This is a genomic window from endosymbiont GvMRE of Glomus versiforme (assembly GCF_003546845.1).
Map to the genome: position 1 here is coordinate 89,525 of NZ_NWVA01000003.1, position 18,660 is coordinate 108,184.

The window sequence follows — 18,660 nt, forward strand, 5'->3', positions numbered from 1 at the left end:
TTAAGTTAACAATTTCTCACTAAAATTTTAAGTAAATGTTTCACAATTATAATTATTCTCAATTAATTTCCAAAAAATTAGGCAAAAAAACAATCTTAAATGGTTGGGTGAGGGGAATTATTAACAAAGGAGGAATTTTATTTTTTAGTTTACACGATGCTTATGGAAAAATTCAAGTAATTACAAAGGAAAAAAAACTAATCAAAGATTTCCAAAAGGAAGTCAATTCCGAGGATTTACTTAGTATTTGAGGCACAGTCCAAATAAAGCAACCAAAAAAAAATATCGAGCCGTCGCAGCAACAAAAAAAAGAAATTGAAATAAATTTAGAAAAGTATCAAATAATTAACCAAACCAAACCTTTGCCTTTTGAAATTAAAGATGAAGCAAATATTAATGAAGATAACCGTTTTCGCTATCGTTATTTAGATTTACGACGCAATGTGAGTAAAAGACCTTTAATTATTAGGCACCATTTTCTTCACCAAATTAGAAATTATTTATACAAACAAGGATTTATTGAAGTAGAAACCCCGATTTTAGCCCAAAATTCTCCCGAAGGAGCCAAGTGTTTTGTGGTTCCTTCCTCTTTGGGAAAACAAAGATATTATACTTTACCCCAATCTCCCCAAATTTTTAAGCAGTTATTAATGATGAGCGGCTTTGCTAGACATTACCAAATTGATAAAAGTTTTCGTAATGAAGATGCTCGCAGCAATAGACAAATTGAATTTTCGCAATTAGATTTAGAAATGAGTTTTACCTCGACAAAAAAAATAATGATTTTGACGGAAAAACTTTTAAAATATGTCTTAAAAAAAACCCTTAATTACCAGTTAAAAACTCCTTTTCCTATTCTAACTTACCAACAAGTAATAAAAAAATACGGCACTGATAAGCCTGATTTGCGTAATCCGACTAAGAAAGATGAATTAAATTTTTTGTGGATAACTGATTGACCGCTTTTTGAATACAATGAAGAAACTAAAAAATACGAAATTTTTCGTCATCCTTTCACAATTCCCCAAAAAAAATACATTAAACCTTTATTAAATAATAAAATTAAGCCAGAAAAAGTAATTTGTGAGGCTTTTGATTTAGTTTGTAACGGAGAAGAAGTTTTAAGCGGTAGTTTGAGGATTTACCAACGAGAATTACAGGAAAAAGTTTTCACAATTTTGGGCTACGACCAACAAAAACAAAAAAAATATTTTGGCTATTTTTTACAAGCCCTAGAATTTGCTGCCCCTCCGCACGGAGGATTTGGTTTAGGAATTGACCGTTTGTTAGCAATAGTCCTTAATCTCAAAAGTTTAAAAGAAGTTATTGCTTTTCCCAAAAACATTGATGGCAGTTGTTCCTTAACTGGCACTCCGAATTATCTTGATGAAAAATTATAGCAATTTCAATTTTGAAAGTTGACATTCTTGTTGGTTTTTTGGTAAAATAAATTATATGCGAGTTTTTTTATTAATTTTAATCTGACTAGTTGGCTTGGCGTCATTTGCCCTTTCTTTTTTTTTTGGCGAACAAAGTGATTTTTCCCCTTCCCAAGAAAGCGAGGAGCAAATTTATAAAAATACTGGTTTTACTAAATTAACTAAGCAATTACAAGCCATTTATCTTTTTTTAATGTTTATTTTTTTTGTTTTAATATTTGTTTATAATTATGCTTTTTTTAACTAATTTTTAGCCTTTTTAAGTTGTCTCTTTTGCTCTCTCTTGATGATAAAAATTGCTAGAAAGAAATTAAAATACTCTTAATCTTTTATTGCTTTAAAAATTACTGAAGATTCGAAGGAAGTTAAATGAATACGACCAAATTTTTCTCCTAATTTTCATTGAATCATTAACTTTTTATAACCTAAATTGGTTAGTTTGCTGGAAATGTCAGGGAACAAATTAACTAAGGGAGCAGCAATTTCTTTAAATTTGTTTTCGTATTCACGGTATATTTGTTCTTTATCTTGATCTAAATTTTTGCGAATTTGATATTCTTGTTCTAGTTCTCTTCTTTTGGTCTCTAATTCTCTATTTTGAGAATTAGATAATTTGTGCTTTCTTAATAATTTTTGTAGTTCTTCTTCTAAGTTCCTAGTTTGAGCCTCTAATTCTTCAACTTCTTTAATTAACTCTTTATCAGATTTATTTTGTCGCAAATTAGCGATTTCTGCTTCACTAGACGAAATTTTTTCGTTTATTTCGTCTATTCTTTTAATTATTTCTTGTTTTTCTGTTTCGAGGTTTGGGTCAGGATTTTGGTTTGGATTCCGCTGGTTTTCTTCTATTTTTTGGTTAATATTTTCTAAAATCACCTCTTCATTGGATTTTGCTTGTTTATAGCCTTCAATTTCTTTTTCAATTTTTACTATTGATTGTTCGTTGATTTTAGATTGTTCGGCAACTTCTCTCTTTGTTGCTGCTTCTGCTTTTAATCTGTCAATTTTTTCCTGAAGTTCACTGATCTGTTCTTGGTTTTCTTCATTGCCATTTTGACTTTCTAACTTGGCTAATTCGTTTTGATATCATTCATCTGCATCTGAGTTAGAATTAAGTTTCTGTTTGTATTCATTGTAGAGGTTTTTAACTTTTTCAAATGCTTTTATTTTACTAAATTCAATTGATAGTATGTTTTGTAATGATTCAGTTTCAGAAGAAGCAAACGGAATAGTGATATTTCCTCTTTCGTCTTTTTGATTTTTGCTTTCTTCATTTCTACTAATTCCACAAAATCCAGAATCAAACATAAAGGCTAAAAGTTGTTCGGGAGTAGCCTGAATTTCCATATTTTTTGGGCTAGGTTCTTTTTGCGATTTCTTATTTTGAACTTCGCTGCTTCAGCAACTATGAACTATTTTTTTATCAGGTTCTTTTAATATTTCGTGTAGGGCTATTTCAATTTGATCTTTCGTTAATATAAAGTGAACTTGATGAGGTTTTTCTTTAAGAGAAGAAGGAAAATTTTCAAATCAATTTTCTTCTGGCTCGCCTGTTACCATTCCTGGATTGATCTTTTGATATCCTTGCTTATTTAAATTTGCTTCTGAAAGAATGAAAATGTTAATTGGTTTTTCTTTTTCTACATTTCACTCTATCTTGGTCTTTAAACCTCCGATTGGTCCCGTTTTTTTACCTTCAACAGTCCCAGTTGAACCTAAATTCTTTGGCAAAGGCACTCGATTGACTAAACTATAAAGTGCTAAATAAAAGGCTATTCCTGCTGAATCTCCGCTTGCTGGACCACTTTGTCTAATCAAAACATAAACGTCATTATCAAATTTCCCTATTTCGCTTAAAAAATCGCGGACAATTTGTTCATAATATTCTTTAAATTTATAACCTTTTTGAGGGTGGCTTCCTTCTATTCTTATGGAAAAATTAATGGCTTGTCGTGAGTTATTTTTTATATCAATATTAATTTCCGTTCGTGGACTCTTTCCTGTTTTTGGCTTCAAAAAAATTATTAAATCACTAGAACCACCAGTTTTATTTCGTTCTGAACCGCTAACTCATAAAATATTTGTTGCTCCTATTCTTGTTTCAGCATTTAAGTCTGGTATTTCTTGGTCGGGAGTAAGTAAATTTCATTCTCGCAATTTTTCAATATCTCTATCAACATAACCTTTTTTTCGCAACTCTGTTTTTCTGCTAATTTTATCTAATAATTCTTGCTCCCGAATTTTTTGGTATTCACGGATTAAGTCCTCAATTTTTTTTAATTCTTGAACTCTTTTTCAATATTCTTCTAATTGCCGATTATATTCTTTTTGTTGTCATTTTAGCCAGTTTTCAACATCCCGCCGAAATTTCTCTCGGGCATGCTCTAAAATTGACTTATTTAAGTCTCGCAAATATTCTTCAATTCATGGTCTTAATTCTCATCAAATTCTTTCTATAATTTCTGGTGGAAGTTTCTCGTTAATATTGTTTGTCGGGTAATGACCAGAGCCAAGAGCACTAATTAAAAATTCTTCTTCAATTTCTTGAATAGTTTTAGCATCTCCGCTTGGCTTTTTAGTTAATTGGTTAAGATTATTAGTATTGCCTAAAAGGTTGCTGGCTAATTGTAAAACAGCTTTTTGTGTTTGCTGATTTTGCTGCTCGCCAAGATTTGCCTGGTTAGGACTACTACTTTTTTTATTTTTAACTGCGAATCAAATTATACCGCCAAACAATAAAACTCCAATTATCGTAAAAGTAATAATAACGGCTTTTCATTTGCTTGAACCATTTTTTCGATATTCATTATACTTCATAATTAATGCTCTATTTCTTTTATTTCTGCTTGTAATTGATTAACTTCTCCATTGAGACCAAAAAATCTAACTAAATTGTAAATTCAAAAGCCTAATGAAAGCAAAAAAGCAAGTATTATAGGATAAAAAGTTTATTCTAAATAACTTTATAATACTGGTGGTATCTGTATTTTGAGTCTTCAATTATAAAATTTCTTTAGGAATTAGTGAAACGGTTTTCCTTAATCCGTAGCCAATCCTAAACTGTGATTATTCATGGCTTGAACTTTCATTTGCTCTTTAAGTTGTAATCAAAAAATAAGAACAGCAATTAGAGGTAGTAATCATTGTAAAACTGCCAGATTAATAATAAATTGAGTAAGATAATTGTTTCTTTTTCTTTGCTTGCGGCTTAATTCTCGTGACAATATTCTTTTTTCGCTGTTGCTATCATTTTTTTTTCTATATTCAGGTTGCTGATAAATGTTAGCATTTACTGGTTGGGAAATTGGAGCAGTTGGGTGTGGCTGTTGGCTTCCATTAAAAGTATTTGTTTCTCCTCTCTGTTTTTTCACTAAACAGGAACGGCAGATTTTTCCTTCATGAGCAGTTTCACCACCTAAAAATTCTTCTTTGTATTTGATATTACAAATACCGCACCAAAAATATTTTTCTGTTTCTTGCTTTTTCTCTTCATTTCTTCCCAAGAAAAGACCAACAATACCAGTAATAAAAGTTCCTCCAATCATACCAATAGGGAGTGCTAATCATCAGAGAAATCAGCCTACAAAAAAACCAAAGAAATTAGACATTAATCCAACAGCAAGAATGATTCATAAATTAGTCTTATTTTCTTGTCCGGACAAACGAACCATTTGCCAAATCCAAAGTCCAAGAGCTAAAAATCAAAAAATTAAAAAGATGATTATAACAAAGGCACCCAACGCAAATAAGTCTGCCAACATTTTAATATCTTCCTCCTTTTCTTATTTGATTTTTGTTTAAAAGAAAAATTTTTTGTTTTTTATCTACAGAGAGAGAGAGAGAGAGAGAGAGAGAGAGAGAGAGCTTTTTCATACTATTGAATTTTTACTTTTCATATACTATAAATTTTAAGCATTAATTATTTTTCTTTAATCATTTAGTTAAGTTACTTTTAATGCTTTCTTCATCTTTTAAAAGAATAAAACAATTTTCTTGCTTTTCTTTAACTTTCTCTTTTGTTTCTTGTCATTGTTGTTCGGTTAAAAGAATGAGATGTTTATTTTCTCCAAAGAGTTTTTGGCAAATTGTTTGTTCTTGGATTTGGTAAGTTTTAGTTAAATATTCTCGAACATTTTCGTCTTCCACTTGGAGCAAAATTATGTCTTTTTCAATTACTAATAATTTTGTATCAACAAAAAAAAGATTATTCTTTAACTCTTTTTGTCATTGTTTTTTGGTTTCAATAAAATTCTTTTCTCAAAGATTATTTTCTTTCATTCATTCTTGAATTTTAACCAAAGATAAATAGCAGAGATTAGTGTTTTCAAGAAGTCTAGTATTATCCATTTTTAAGTTTTAAATTTTCTTATTTTTCTTTGTTGTAAAAAAAAATAAATGGCTATTCCAGCCGATATAATTGTGGTTATCCCAAAAATAATAGCGAGAGTTCAAGGAAGAGTTTTTGAATTTGTAGGTGAAGTGTTGGAAGATGAAGATGTTTTTTTTTTATCTAGATAATATTGGGACTTGAGGGACAAAACTTTTTCTCAATAAGGTTTAAGATTTGCAAAATCTTCTTCCCAAGCATCAACACTTTTTTTGGCTTCTTCATCTCTTTCATATTCTTCGCTTTTTTTAATATTTCTTACCGAGATAAGATTTCGTCAATTATTTAATAATATATCTTCTTCCAGAAAATCAATATCTTCTTCATTAGGCTGAAGTTTGCCTTTTTCCCAGTTATCGATAAAGTCAAGTTTTTTTGCTCTTTCAATTTCCTTAATTTCTTTATATAATTCATTTTCTTCCTGGGAAGGAGTTTCTTGTGTTTTGACTAAATTTTCTCTTAATTCATCAGTTCCTTTATCTATAAATTTTTTCATTTCTGGTAAAGAAGAATTCCATTTTTCTAACTTTTCCTTAATTTCCTGCAATTTTGTTTTTCTCTCTTCACTTGACATATTAAAATTTTAGCAATAAATATAATATTGATTAACGTCACCCATCATTTTTTACTTTATCCTAGTTTGTAGCCAGAAACTAGTTGAATAAAGGCTTTTTTGCGTAATTTAGTATAAAATTTTCCCGGAAATTTGCGTAACAGACTAACTTTTTGCTTTACTGGCTTTTCCCGACAAGTTCTGATTTTTTTTACTTTGACTTTATAAATATTTCTTATTGCTTGTTTAATCTGGAATTTATTAGCCTTAGGATGAACATAAAAAGTATAAATTCTCGTTTTTTCTTCTTGCTCTTGACTCTTTTTGCTTAAAACATATTGTTTAATTACTTGTTCTCTAATCATATATAAAGTTAATTTTAAACAAAAAAATTATCTTTCTTATCTAAAAAGAAACCATTTTTTAATATTATCTAACCCTATACTCTGTGAAGCACATACACATACACACACAAAATACTCTTTAAAAATTGCCCAAATTACCGCTTTTTTCAAAGAATTGAAAATACTGTGGATAAGACAAGGCAACATTTTTTAACTGAAAAAAAAACATTTGCAAGCATAATTGAAGATTTTTATTATTTGATGCAGAACAATTAATAATTATCTCAGCAGGCAAAACAGAAATTTGGCAAAATTCAGCATAATTTTCTTGTAAAAAATTAATAACTCCGTTAACAATTGCTGAAATTCCTGCACAAACTAAATCTTTTCCTTTGGGAGCCGAGTTAGCATGACCCTGAATTTTGATATATTTAAATTGTTTCTTATTTTCATGCAATCGGTAAAACACCTTAATCATTACTATTTTTTTTAAGCCTGAAAAAACATTGTTGGTGTTTCTCTTTTAGTTATTAAACTTGATAAAAATGACTAATATGGAAGATAAGCAAAAAAAGCTATTAATAATTGAAAAATATAAGTCGTTGAAGTTAATTATTTAAGGCATTATAATTGGATTTAGTGCTTACTTATAATTGCTTATTTTGGTCTGTTATGTGGATACAAACAATAAAATACTCTGGTAGTGATGTTCACATCAACAATAATGCTATTGAAAAAAGCGAATTATTAGAGAAAATTCGTAAGTTTTGCATAGAACATTATTTGTTATTATTAATTCTTTATGCTCTAATTTGGATAAGTGCTTTAATTTTTACAACAATAGGGATAATAAAATATCTTAATGCTCGTAAAGAAATTGAAAAATTAAACGAATGCGAAAACATTAAAAATTAATTATGCAAAAAAAATTATTTATATTAAACGAATTAATGTAAAGAAACTAAAAAATTTATTGTACAAATGCCCGCGTAGCTCATCGATAGAGCGTTCGGCTTTTAACCGAGGTGTAGAAGGTTTAATTCCTTTCGCGGGCACCAAAATATTGACTATGAAAAGATTTGCGAGAATAATTAACCACCAAAACGAAAAGTCATGTGGTAATTGTCAAAAATTAATAGCCAAAAACACTCTTTGTTGATTTGAGGGAGAAACAGACGTTCAAGGAGTAGTAAAAGATTTTTTTCAGTGCCAGTATTTTTGTCTTTCTTGTGGCAATCAAATAGTAGAAAAAGATAAGTCTCCTGCTCAACTTCAAGGACATAAATGCTTTTATCCTGGTTGCCAAAGAGAAATCACCGAAAAAAAAGGTTATTATCAGTGTCGAGATAGTAATAAAAAAATGTGCAGCAAAGAACACTTTAAGGAAATTTATCGGCTTTATTGTGACCAATGCGGAATAGATATTACTGAACGAGCTGATTACTTACAAGTAGTCGCTAGTCAAAAACCATGATTTCAGAAAGTTTTCCCTTGAGTAACAGGTGGACTGGTATTGTTTATTACTGTTTTAATGATAATTTTGGTTAAAAAGGAAGAAAGAAAAAAGGTAACAAAATAATAAGAATATACAGTTTGACAAACTTTAACGAACCTGTTGAAGAAATTTTTTTAGTATTTCACAAAGAAAAAATGAGAAAAACACCCATTCCAGTTGCCGACCAAGAAAAAGTTATTGAATTTTATAAGCAAAAATATTAACAAATAGATTAGAGAAATTGATAATTGCCTAGATTAAACAAAAACAACTTTTTTGCTAAAATATTAAATATACAATGAGCAAATTAGATGAAATAGCAGAAAAATTAAAGAATTTTTTTATTAATTACTGATGGGTAATTTTAATCGTTTTAATTGCCCTTATTTTGTTAATTGTTCTGATTAGTTGACTCAGCAAAGAAGCAGAAACTCGGGAGAAAAAATTGCTCGGTAATGTCCTCGTTTGTCCAATTCGTGGAAGACTAAAAAGAGGAAAATACGCCGCCGATGGTCGATACAGCGAAGAATATTGAACAATTAAACTGGTCAAGTGATTTTTGAACAGAGGCTACGAAAAAGAACAAATTGGGTTTGAGCATGTTATTCGTATTGGACGAGATGGTCATAATTCTTTACGTGTAGACTTGACTGTTAAAAAAAATGGCAAATTTTTTGCAGTGGTGGAAGTAAAAAATAATTCTCGGGAGATTGAATCAGCAATTAAGCATCAATTAATTCCTGCTATGCGAATACTTAATGCCAGGCATGGCATTTACTTTGACGGAACAAAAAAAAGCCGAATGTATACCAGAAATGAAGATGGTTCGCTTTCTTGTAAGTCATTTCCTTAACAATTAGTTGCTAGTTAGGCCATATTAAAAACAAGTTGTTTAACTTTAGGAACAAAATTGCTAAATCTCTTGGTTCGCTAGGTTGTTTTGATTTTTGAAGCCAATTTTTTCATCATTATTAAGGCTTTTTTTTTTTCATTTTCGGTTAGGGTCTGAAATGACAATGTTTCGGTGAAGATAATGATATAATTGATACAAAAGTTTTCTTTTCTCAAAACCCGGTGGCAGAGGATTATGTTTTTGGTATTCTGCTATAAACTCCGTCTCAAAAAATTCGCCCTCAGGTCCCTTAACACCAGGAATTTTTCCTGGGGGTCAATAATAATGCATCAGTGATAAATCCATTTCGTTATGCCCGTAATAAGAATGGGTATCAAAAACTCAGGGTTGATTAGTTTGCGAGCTAATGTCTCAACTGTCAAAATCTAAATTACCGTGAATTAAAACTGGCTCTATCTGTAAATTACCTAGCAAGTCAGGAATAACTTGGGTGCTAATAATTTCTCCTCATTTTATCATTTCTGTTTCGTGCGGATACTTTTGTAAAAATCTTTCTCAAAGTGGTTGTCAGCGATTTTCTAAAAAAAATGTTGCTCAATTATCTTTTCATTGATTATTTTTTCCGGCATGAAAACCAAATTTGCTGTTGGGTGATTTCTTTTGATGAAGTTGGCTTAATGTTTTGGCTAGTTTTTTTTGATTTTCAACTAACAACCTGTCACGTCATCGGGCTTCAATAAAATTAACTACTAAAAACTTTCCTCCATTCGGTAAATTTCCTAAGCAAAGTGGACGAGGAGCAAAATCAGAAACCGCTTCATTAATAACAAGCATAGATTCTTTTTCATACTCAAAGCGGGATAAGTCAGAGTAGTTATTGATTTTAACGAAAAACTTGCCCTTATCAGTAAATAAATAAAGTGCTTGATCTTGGTCATCAAATATTTCCCAATTGCCTGGCACCATACCAAAGCCTCATTTATAATCAAAATAAGATTTTTCTTTATCAATGTTGACTTGGGTTGCTAAACTTTTGATAATTGTTTTTTCTTCGGCAGAAGTAAGTTTTTTGCTTTCTTTTCGCTCTTCTAGGGTTAATTGCGAATTAATGTCTTCTCTTTCGGCTGGAACATTGTCAAGTGGTTCAGTTGAAGGAACGATTGGTTTGTTAGGAGATTTTTCCTGATGCTGAACTTTTGAACCATTTTCAGTCTTTTTGCTAGAAAATGCTAATAAACAAATCACAATGACAAAAATAACTATTCCGCCGCATAAAAAAATTATTTTTTTGGTCCTTTTTAGCATGGTTATTAATTATTTTTTGGTTCCAATTGTTCTAAAACTTTTTTCTTTTGTTCCGCAAAATAACTTAATTTCTTTTTTTCTTTTTCTACCAATTCAGCAGGAGCCTTTTTAACAAATTTTTCATTACTTAATAAGTTTTGGGCTCGTTCATGTTCGGCTTGAAAATAGTTTAATTTTTCTTGAAGTTCTTTTTTTAAATCAGTTTTTTGTCTGCGAATTTTTAAAATTCCAAAAGGTTTAAGGTCAATAATATAAAATAATTCTTTTTTTTCGGTTTCAGGTAAGTTAAAATCAATTTTACTTTTTGCTAATGGGATTAAAAATTGATTAAAATCAAACGAATTATCCATTTTCTCTTTTCATTCTTGGGTTAATTCACCATAAACTTCAACTTGATTTTTAATATCTTGTTTTTGCCGAAAAGAACGAATATTTTTTATTAATAGGAGGAGAAAGTCAACTATTCAAATGTTTTCAAAATCTTTCAAATTAATTTTTTTGGTTTCTAACAGATTTAACATTATTATTATTTTTTACTACTCCTAAAAATTTACTTTTTTGTTGACAACAAGAACTATCAGATTTATTAACTACTGAAGCGAAAACTCCATTGACCTCTTCAATTACCAACGAGAGGCTTTCCTTCATTATAAGGGTCTCGGGTTAAATGATTTTTCAACTTTCTTGAGAGGGTTTTTAGTATAATGAATTAGATTTCAGTAAAAATATATATAAAGGATATTATGAACATCAAATCAAAGTTTTCTAAACACACACACACACACACACACTAAATTTGGTATGTTAAAAGGAGAAAAACAAAATTAAGTTTATGAACCCCCAGAAAAGCACCAAAAATGCTAGCAAAATCTTCAAAACAGTTAAACGGTCAACTTACCGCCAAAAAAAAGACGAAAACCAAGAATTAGAGAGAAAAATAGCGAATTTAGCAATTCAATTAGAGCCAAAAGAAGTAATTTCAGATAACCCTTTAATAATAGAGAGAGAGAGAGAGAAAGAAGAGAGGAATTCAATCTGAACCTAGTTCCAGCCGATAAAACAAAGGCAAATCAAAAGTCATTTTAACCAAAACTAACCAAGAAGAAAACAATTCTTCTGATGAAGAAAATGAAGTCATTCCTCCTGCGACAGAAAAAACCAAAAAAAAATCTACCTTAGGAAAAAAAGTTCGTAGTATATTCCCTTTTGTCAAAAGAGATAAATACCGCTCATTAAAAGAAAAAGTAAATGCCACGGAAACTTACAAAGAAGATACCGAAGACTTATTACGCATAGCTAAACCCGAAAAAATACAAAAATTAAATGACACTATTCAGGATTTAGGAGAAGAAAATAAACGACTAATCCAAGAAAAAAATGATTTACAAGCCAAATTAAGACAATTTCGCCAAGGTGATTCGGGCTATCAAGAAAACGAACAGGATGATTTTAAAGAGCAAATTGCCGACCTCCAAGGGCAAGCAAAATACAAAGATAAAGGTGATTACTTTCCTAAAGTCAAATTTAAAAATCCTTATGGTTACGGTGATTACGAATATGACCAAAATTTAACTAACAAACAAACCACAAAAGAACAATTTAGAGATGATTATGATGAAAGCCTTTTAGAAGAAGACAGTGAACAAGAAAAACAATGAAATGTTGATACTCTTGTAGAAAGTTCTCCAACTGCTATTATTTATAAAGAGTCTTCTGATAACGAAGATGCAGAAGAAGATGCTAAAATAGTTAATCAACAAACCCCAACTGACCTAATTCATATTTCCAAACCTGTTGTCTCAGGACAAACAATAGGAATAGATGCTAACGAAGAGAGAGATATAGACAACGATAAGATTCGGGAGAAAGAAAATAGTCTGAGAACCAAGGATAAAGAGGTTGAAGTTAAAGAGATTGGCATTGAAACTGACCTAACAGGGGATAAAATACAAACTCGGGAAGATGAGTTAGTAAATGAAACGACCCAAGCCATTGAAGAAGAAGAAGAAGAACGCAAAGCAAGTTTATTAAATATCTTAAATTCTCCTACGGAACAAAATAATTTATCAGAAAATAATGAAAACGAAACTGATAATGAAAGTGAATGAGAAGACGCCCAAGAAGAAACAGAAGAGCCACAAGAAATATTTTATGATGCTTTGGAAAAACAAAATAACCAAGAAAGCCAACAAATCCGACCCGAAGAAGTAATTATAAATATCCAACCAGAAGAAAATAATGAAAATTCCAAACCCCAACCTAGTTATTTATCACAAGCAATTAATAAAGGAAAAAAACTAGTCAGCACTCCCCTCAATTATGCTTTAAAAACAGCAAAATGAGCGGGAAGAAATCCAAAAACAGCCACTACTTTCTTTTTACTTGGAACTTATTATTTAGTTAATCAATATCAACAAAATCCAGTAAACCAACCTGCTTTACCTGAAACAAAGGGCTTAAATTCTGATATTTGTCTGCCTAATTTCTCTAATCCTTTCATAAACCAATGCGGGGCTAATGATTGACCACCAGAGCAAAATTATCCTACTCCTCAACCGGAAAAAGCAAACCCCAAGAATATTTTANGATGAAGAAATTTTATCAGGCTCAGAAACAGAAAACGATGAAAACATTGTTTTGAGAGAAGATTCTGGTTATTTTTCAGGTTGAGACGTTGATACTCCTACTAATTCTGTTTTCATTGATATTGACAAAAAAAGTAACGAAAGAGAAGAAATTTATAGTGAGGACGAAACCAGTGATTCCGAAAGTGAAATTTATATCCCTTTATCACAGTTAAGAAATGAACAACAATGCTTAGAAAGCCAGAATGAAGAAGACTTTTCTGATAACGGAAATGAAGTGTGAGAAGACGCCCAAGAAGAAACAGAAGAGCCACAAGAAATATTTTATGATGCTTTGGAAAAACAAAATAACCAAGAAAGCCAACAAATCCGACCCGAAGAAGTAATTATAAATATCCAACCAGAAGAAAATAATGAAAATTCCAAACCCCAACCTAGTTATTTATCACAAGCAATTAATAAAGGAAAAAAACTAGTCAGCACTCCCCTCAATTATGCTTTAAAAACAGCAAAATGAGCGGGAAGAAATCCAAAAACAGCCACTACTTTCTTTTTACTTGGAACTTATTATTTAGTTAATCAATATCAACAAAATCCAGTAAACCAACCTGCTTTACCTGAAACAAAGGGCTTAAATTCTGATATTTGTCTGCCTAATTTCTCTAATCCTTTCATAAACCAATGCGGGGCTAATGATTGACCACCAGAGCAAAATTATCCTACTCCTCAACCGGAAAAAGCAAACCCCAAGAATATTTTAACCACTCTCGAAACTGTTAATGATGAACCACAAGAACCGTTAATTATAAACAACCCACCAATTAATCCTAAACAGCCTGGTAATGACCTAAAAAAAATAAGCAAAGTTTGACGTAATCTAACTCTACAATGACACCCTGATAAAAATAATGACGCCCAAGCAGAAGAGATATTTAAAATAATTGCTAACTATTATGAAGAGTACAAATTAAGAATAGAAAAATACCCGCAATTTAAGTTAAATAACGCCCTCGTGGAACGTTTGGCTAGTTTATTAAACTCCAACAGCACTGAAATACTAGAAAAATTAAGAAAAATAGGCTTAACTAATGACCAAAATCAACAACCTCATTCAGAACCCAAGAAAAAGCCACAATATCGTGGACGAAATACCAACTATGAAGAGTGAAAACATCCAACTAAATCACAAGGAGAAGAAAGAGGAGGATTAACTCCCAATGATTACCATTATGAAGGAAACTCGGAAAAAAGCCAACAAGCCGCTTTTTTTCAATATTTAAAACTCTTCGCTACGTTCCTAATGATAGACAAAGTACTATTTAGCGATGAGTTAGAAATTACCGAGAAACAATTGATAGCCATTTCTCATATCGAGCAATATTGAGAACTTAAAGCCAATTCTGAGGGAAAAATTAATGAAAAGAGTTGTGAAGAAATTTTAGGAGCCGACTGAAAAGAACAAATTAAAAGCCAAACTACCGGAAAAGAAATTGCTAAAATTATTGAAGAGTTAAAAACTTTAATCGACCAAGCCAAAGTCGCCGAAGCAGCAACTCAACAAGAAAGTTCTAACCATGAAGCCGAAGAAGATAATCAACGACAAGAGCAAACCGAACAAGAAAGGCAAAGGCAAGAACAAACTGAAAGTGAAAGAAGAGAACAAGAAAGACAAGAGCAAGAAGCCGAACGTTTGGCCCGAGAAAGAACTGAACGAGAAAGGAGCAGACAAAATGAATATACTCCAAATAGCAACTTCTCTGCTTCTTCTGAGTCAACAAATTCTTACTCTTCTCACACTACCGAAGAAAAAACCACTAATCAAACTGAAAATACCAGTCAAAGCAGTTCCAGTTTTACAGCCGAAACTACCACTGCTACTTTTTCGGCTCCCGGTGGTGGTGATTATTCCGGTGGAGGAACAGTTATAGCCGAAAACTTTATGGCTCCCAAATCTCCAGTAGAAATTATTAAAAACATTTTAAATCAAGCCCAAAAAGCCATTGAAAGCCAACAAATTCCTCCATTAGAAACTGCTGAAAAGAAAATCACTGCCCTTTTTGAAGAAAAAGACCCAGCCAAAAAGCAAGTTTATTACGAATATCAAACTCAATTAGAGGAAAAACTAACCCAAGTTATTCAAACTAAAACTATCCAAGAAATCCAACTTAATCACTTAGATATTGCCCGACAAATTGAAGAAAATATTGAACCGCAAAAAATTCAGGGTCAAGAGTGAAAAGAAGTGATTGAAAATACTCCTATTGAGAAAATTCCTGAACTTAAAAAAGAAATCCAAAATGACATTTTATGGCAAACTAGAAGAGCGGTGATTAATAATTTGAATAGTTTACTTGGCTCTGAATTAAAAGTTTATGATTTAGATAGTTCATTTTCCCATTTTGCCAAGGAAGTTCACCAAAAACCTCTGACCGAGTTAGCAACTTATCAACAACAAGTAGCGGCTCATATTGCCGAGAAAAAAACTCTTAAAAAGGCTAATTTAAATAATACTTCTTTTACTACGCAACAAAAAACTAGCGAATGAAAAACCGTTCTCCCTGTCACTTTGGGAGTGGCTGGCACCGCAGTCGGAATTGGGGCTTTATATTATTGATTAAATGGCAAGACAAGTCAGATCAGCAAAACCCAAATTGTTTCACCTCCTCAACAAATTAAAGCCTTGATTAATCAATTTTTCACTAATTTAAAAAAACTTCAAAATCTTGGCTATTCAGCCGAACTTAGCCAAACTATTCAAGAGAATTTACAGCAGATTCAATCTTTAACTGAACAGTGAATAGCCATGCACAAAAACCAATTTAATGAAAAACAATGAAATAGTTTTCAAAAGAAGTATAGGAGATATTCTGAAAACAAGAACTAAGGCTCTAAAAGGTAGTTTTTATTCAAGAAAGCAGTTAATTATTCAGTGACACGACGATTCAGCCAAAAAGAAAGTTAGTTTCACCAGCAAATAAAGAATACTCATCATTAAACACGGCTGAATGGCTTAATTTTAATGCTTTTTATAATTTCGACTAGTTGCTTAAACCTTTCCTAGTTTTAACTTTTTTATTTAACTTTGTTTCTCTTTCTTTTTTTGAATTTCCCCTAGTAAATAAGTTATTTTTCGCAAATGTCATTGAAGATAATAGCAAAGAGTTTGTAATAATTCTGGCTTGCTTGGTAATTTGGCTCATTCGGTTAAGGTTTGTCCAGGAACATAATCTTCTTCATATCAACCGCCTTTAATTTTGCTCTTTTCAAAATTTTCCTGGTCAAATTTATTTAAGATTTTTAGAGGCTGGTATTCGTCTTTTTGGCAAAAAATTAAAGCATTTGCTTGCTGTAATTCTAAATCCTTTTTACTAGATAGTGCTCTTTTAACTAAAGTATTTTTGTAAACTTTTCAAAAACCACCTGCTTTTTTTAAGTCTTTTCTTAGAATAAAGAGATTTTCATTGTCTATATTGTGAAAATTATAAAAGATAACTGCTTTTGCATTTTGGAGATTAGTCTGGATTTCCCGAACTGTTTTTTCCTTTTGGATAATAATTGGTCGCATTATAATTAATTTTTTAATAATCAGAATTTTTTTACCGTTCCTTTTGTCTATATAAAAATATTTGGTAATGTTAGTTGGAGTAGGTTTGATTATTTGACGCAAAAAAATCAAAAAAAGCAAATTAATGGATAATTAGGGTCAAATTTACTTAATGGAACAAAAAAGTTTTTACCTTACTACTCCGATATTCTATCCTAATGATAAATTACATTTAGGTCACGCTTATAACGCCACTATTGCTGATATTATTGCTCGTTACAAAAAAAGTAAAAACTATAAAGTATATTTTCAAACCGGTAGTGATGACCACGGAGAAAAAATTGAAAAAAAAGCGTTGTCATTAGGTATCAGCCCCCAAGAATTAGTGGATAAGAATGTTGAATTATTTAAAAAATTATGGCAAAAATTAGGCATTGAATACGATTTTTTTTATCGCACTAGTTCTCTTTTTCATAAAGAAAAAGTTCAAAAGATTTTTCAACAATTACTTAAACAAAGCACTATTTATCTGGGCAAATATCAGGGTAATTATTGTATTGCTTGCGAAGATTATGTAAAAGAAAAAGTTTGTCCTAATTGTCATTCGGAGACCAAAATACTAGAAGAACCGGCTTATTTTTTAAAAGTTTCTCAATATTACCAACAATTATTAGATTATTACCAAAAAAATCCTGATTTTCTAATCCCTGCTGCAGCAAGAAAAGAACTTTTTGCTAATTTTCTCCAAAAAGATAAGATTCAGGATTTATGTATTACCCGAAGTGATATTAAATTAGGAATTTATGTTCCTGATAAGCCTAAAATAATTATTTATGTTTGATTTGAAGCCCTTTGTAATTATTTAAACTCTGAAAAAGGAGAAAAAATGTTCGCTAATGAAAATAGTGAAATTATTCATTTAATAGGAAAAGACATTGTTAGGTTTCATGCTCTTTATTGACCGGTTATTCTTTTTGCTCTTGGCAAACGTTTACCAGATAAAATTATTGCTCATGGTTTACTGATGGATCCCAAAGGAGAAAAAGCTAGCAAAAGTAAAGGTAATGTTGTTGACCCACTAGAATTATTAGAAAAATACCCCCAAGATCTTTTAAGAACTTACTTTATTGCCAAAATTAACTTTTTACAAGATGGAATTTTTAGCAAAAAATTATTAAAAGAATTTTATCAAGACTTTTTTATTCATAATTTAGGTAATCTTTGCCAACGAATAGGAAAAGGAAAAATAATTGAATGGTGGTATAAAAACGGCGTTGTTCCAAATTTTTCTGAAACAGAAAATATTTATTTACGAAATTATTATCAAACTTGCTTAACAGTTATTAAAAATTACCAACAAAAAATGGATAACTACCAGTTGACTGGTGCTTTTCAGGAAATTGAAAATTTATTGAATGCTAGTAATAAACTAATTCAAGATCTTGCTCCGTGAAATTTATTTGCTAATAAAGAAATAGAACTATTAAATTTAACTCTTAATTATTTGAGAAATGGCATTAGAATAATCGCTTTTTTCTTGACCCCTATTGCTCCTAACATTAGCCAAATTATTTTTGAATATTTAAATTTAGAATATAGCGATTGTAATTGAGAAAACATCAAAGATTTTCAATTGATAGCAGGCAAAAAAATAAAACCGCTAAAAGAACCTTTATTTGTTCCTTTATAGTTTAAGGCTAAATTTGCTTATTTTTGCCGGCTAAATTAAAGTTTATTGCTTCTGATACTCGTAGTCCTGCTTGGTAGCAAAGCAAAAATAAGCCATAGTGAGTGGATTTTTTGATTAATATTTTTGGGGGAGGAGGGTTGCTACTTTCTTTTAAAACAAAAGAAAAGGAGCCAAATAATAAAAAGTCCGCAAATGACAGAAGACACTACTATCAAAAAAATTCAATTCTTTTTACTTTTTGTTTAGCACGTTCCTTGTCATGATTTCGTTTAAGGCGTAGAGGTTTCATTCTGTAATTTATTCAATTCCACTATAATGAAATGATGTACCAAAAGATTCTGGACTCGCTACGGCAATGTCATAAATATTTTCCCCTCTTTCGTATCTTTCTATATATTTTCTAAGCATATTCGTAGCACCTTCATGGCGTTTCTGGGAACCCATATGAGCAAGACCGAAACTTCC

General features: G+C 30.8%; 18 protein-coding genes and 1 tRNA gene. 10 read left to right on the forward strand and 9 right to left on the reverse strand.

What is annotated here, in order from left to right:
• The first annotated feature begins 35 nt into the window (after positions 1-35).
• Positions 36-1,400, forward strand: a complete 1,365-nt coding sequence (locus GvMRE_RS07380) for an amino acid--tRNA ligase-related protein (RefSeq protein ID WP_147410578.1) — start codon at positions 36-38, stop codon at positions 1,398-1,400.
• A gap of 55 nt (positions 1,401-1,455) precedes the next feature.
• Positions 1,456-1,686: a hypothetical protein gene (locus GvMRE_RS07385; RefSeq protein WP_147410579.1), complete on the forward strand. Its 231-nt coding sequence runs from the start codon at positions 1,456-1,458 to the stop codon at positions 1,684-1,686.
• 74 nt (positions 1,687-1,760) lie between these two features.
• Here the strand turns inward: GvMRE_RS07385 and GvMRE_RS07390 are convergent, their stop codons facing one another.
• From GvMRE_RS07390 to GvMRE_RS07415, 6 genes are all read right to left on the reverse strand, one after another.
• Positions 1,761-4,256, reverse strand: a complete 2,496-nt coding sequence (locus tag GvMRE_RS07390; protein ID WP_147410580.1) for a S16 family serine protease — start codon at positions 4,254-4,256, stop codon at positions 1,761-1,763.
• Between the two features lie 221 nt (positions 4,257-4,477).
• Positions 4,478-5,110, reverse strand: coding sequence for a hypothetical protein (locus GvMRE_RS07395; protein WP_147410581.1), 633 nt, complete (start codon positions 5,108-5,110; stop codon positions 4,478-4,480).
• Between the two features lie 244 nt (positions 5,111-5,354).
• Complete coding sequence (locus GvMRE_RS07400; protein WP_147410582.1) at positions 5,355-5,786, reverse strand: hypothetical protein; 432 nt, start codon at positions 5,784-5,786, stop codon at positions 5,355-5,357.
• A 2-nt stretch (positions 5,787-5,788) separates the two neighbouring features.
• The gene (locus tag GvMRE_RS07405; protein WP_147410583.1) at positions 5,789-6,400 is read right to left on the reverse strand and encodes a hypothetical protein; all 612 of its coding nucleotides are present in this window, start codon (positions 6,398-6,400) and stop codon (positions 5,789-5,791) included.
• A 56-nt stretch (positions 6,401-6,456) separates the two neighbouring features.
• Entirely contained in the window at positions 6,457-6,744 is a 288-nt protein-coding gene (locus GvMRE_RS07410; RefSeq protein WP_147410584.1) for a 50S ribosomal protein L23, read from the reverse strand.
• Positions 6,745-6,862: 118 nt separating this feature from the next.
• Entirely contained in the window at positions 6,863-7,201 is a 339-nt protein-coding gene (locus tag GvMRE_RS07415; protein ID WP_147410585.1) for a ribosomal-processing cysteine protease Prp, read from the reverse strand.
• 194 nt (positions 7,202-7,395) lie between these two features.
• Here GvMRE_RS07415 and GvMRE_RS07420 point away from each other — a divergent pair, with 194 nt between their 5' ends.
• From GvMRE_RS07420 to GvMRE_RS07435, 5 genes are all read left to right on the forward strand, one after another.
• Positions 7,396-7,638, forward strand: a complete 243-nt coding sequence (locus GvMRE_RS07420; RefSeq protein ID WP_172575313.1) for a hypothetical protein — start codon at positions 7,396-7,398, stop codon at positions 7,636-7,638.
• A 68-nt stretch (positions 7,639-7,706) separates the two neighbouring features.
• Positions 7,707-7,781, forward strand: a tRNA-Lys gene (locus GvMRE_RS07425).
• An 11-nt stretch (positions 7,782-7,792) separates the two neighbouring features.
• Positions 7,793-8,302: a hypothetical protein gene (locus GvMRE_RS07430; RefSeq protein ID WP_147410587.1), complete on the forward strand. Its 510-nt coding sequence runs from the start codon at positions 7,793-7,795 to the stop codon at positions 8,300-8,302.
• 14 nt (positions 8,303-8,316) lie between these two features.
• Positions 8,317-8,442, forward strand: coding sequence for a hypothetical protein (locus GvMRE_RS14390; RefSeq protein WP_281267962.1), 126 nt, complete (start codon positions 8,317-8,319; stop codon positions 8,440-8,442).
• A gap of 74 nt (positions 8,443-8,516) precedes the next feature.
• Positions 8,517-9,071, forward strand: coding sequence for a type I restriction enzyme HsdR N-terminal domain-containing protein (locus GvMRE_RS07435; RefSeq protein ID WP_147410588.1), 555 nt, complete (start codon positions 8,517-8,519; stop codon positions 9,069-9,071).
• Positions 9,072-9,131: 60 nt separating this feature from the next.
• Here GvMRE_RS07435 and GvMRE_RS07440 read toward each other — a convergent pair whose 3' ends face one another.
• Positions 9,132-10,376, reverse strand: a complete 1,245-nt coding sequence (locus GvMRE_RS07440; RefSeq protein ID WP_147410589.1) for a fructosamine kinase family protein — start codon at positions 10,374-10,376, stop codon at positions 9,132-9,134.
• Between the two features lie 5 nt (positions 10,377-10,381).
• The gene (locus GvMRE_RS07445) at positions 10,382-10,897 is read right to left on the reverse strand and encodes a hypothetical protein (protein ID WP_147410590.1); all 516 of its coding nucleotides are present in this window, start codon (positions 10,895-10,897) and stop codon (positions 10,382-10,384) included.
• 311 nt (positions 10,898-11,208) lie between these two features.
• Here GvMRE_RS07445 and GvMRE_RS07450 point away from each other — a divergent pair, with 311 nt between their 5' ends.
• Complete coding sequence (locus GvMRE_RS07450) at positions 11,209-11,421, forward strand: hypothetical protein (protein WP_147410591.1); 213 nt, start codon at positions 11,209-11,211, stop codon at positions 11,419-11,421.
• 1,592 nt (positions 11,422-13,013) lie between these two features.
• On the forward strand, positions 13,014-15,845 hold the full coding sequence (locus GvMRE_RS07460; RefSeq protein WP_147410593.1) for a J domain-containing protein: 2,832 nt from the start codon (positions 13,014-13,016) through the stop codon (positions 15,843-15,845).
• A gap of 192 nt (positions 15,846-16,037) precedes the next feature.
• Here GvMRE_RS07460 and rplJ read toward each other — a convergent pair whose 3' ends face one another.
• Positions 16,038-16,526 carry a 50S ribosomal protein L10 gene (gene rplJ, locus GvMRE_RS07465; RefSeq protein ID WP_147410594.1) on the reverse strand — a complete coding sequence of 163 codons (489 nt, stop codon included), beginning with the start codon at positions 16,524-16,526 and terminating at the stop codon, positions 16,038-16,040.
• 151 nt (positions 16,527-16,677) lie between these two features.
• Between rplJ and GvMRE_RS07470 the strand changes: the two genes are divergently transcribed.
• Positions 16,678-18,195 carry a methionine--tRNA ligase gene (locus tag GvMRE_RS07470; RefSeq protein ID WP_147410595.1) on the forward strand — a complete coding sequence of 506 codons (1,518 nt, stop codon included), beginning with the start codon at positions 16,678-16,680 and terminating at the stop codon, positions 18,193-18,195.
• The last annotated feature ends 465 nt before the right edge of the window (positions 18,196-18,660 follow it).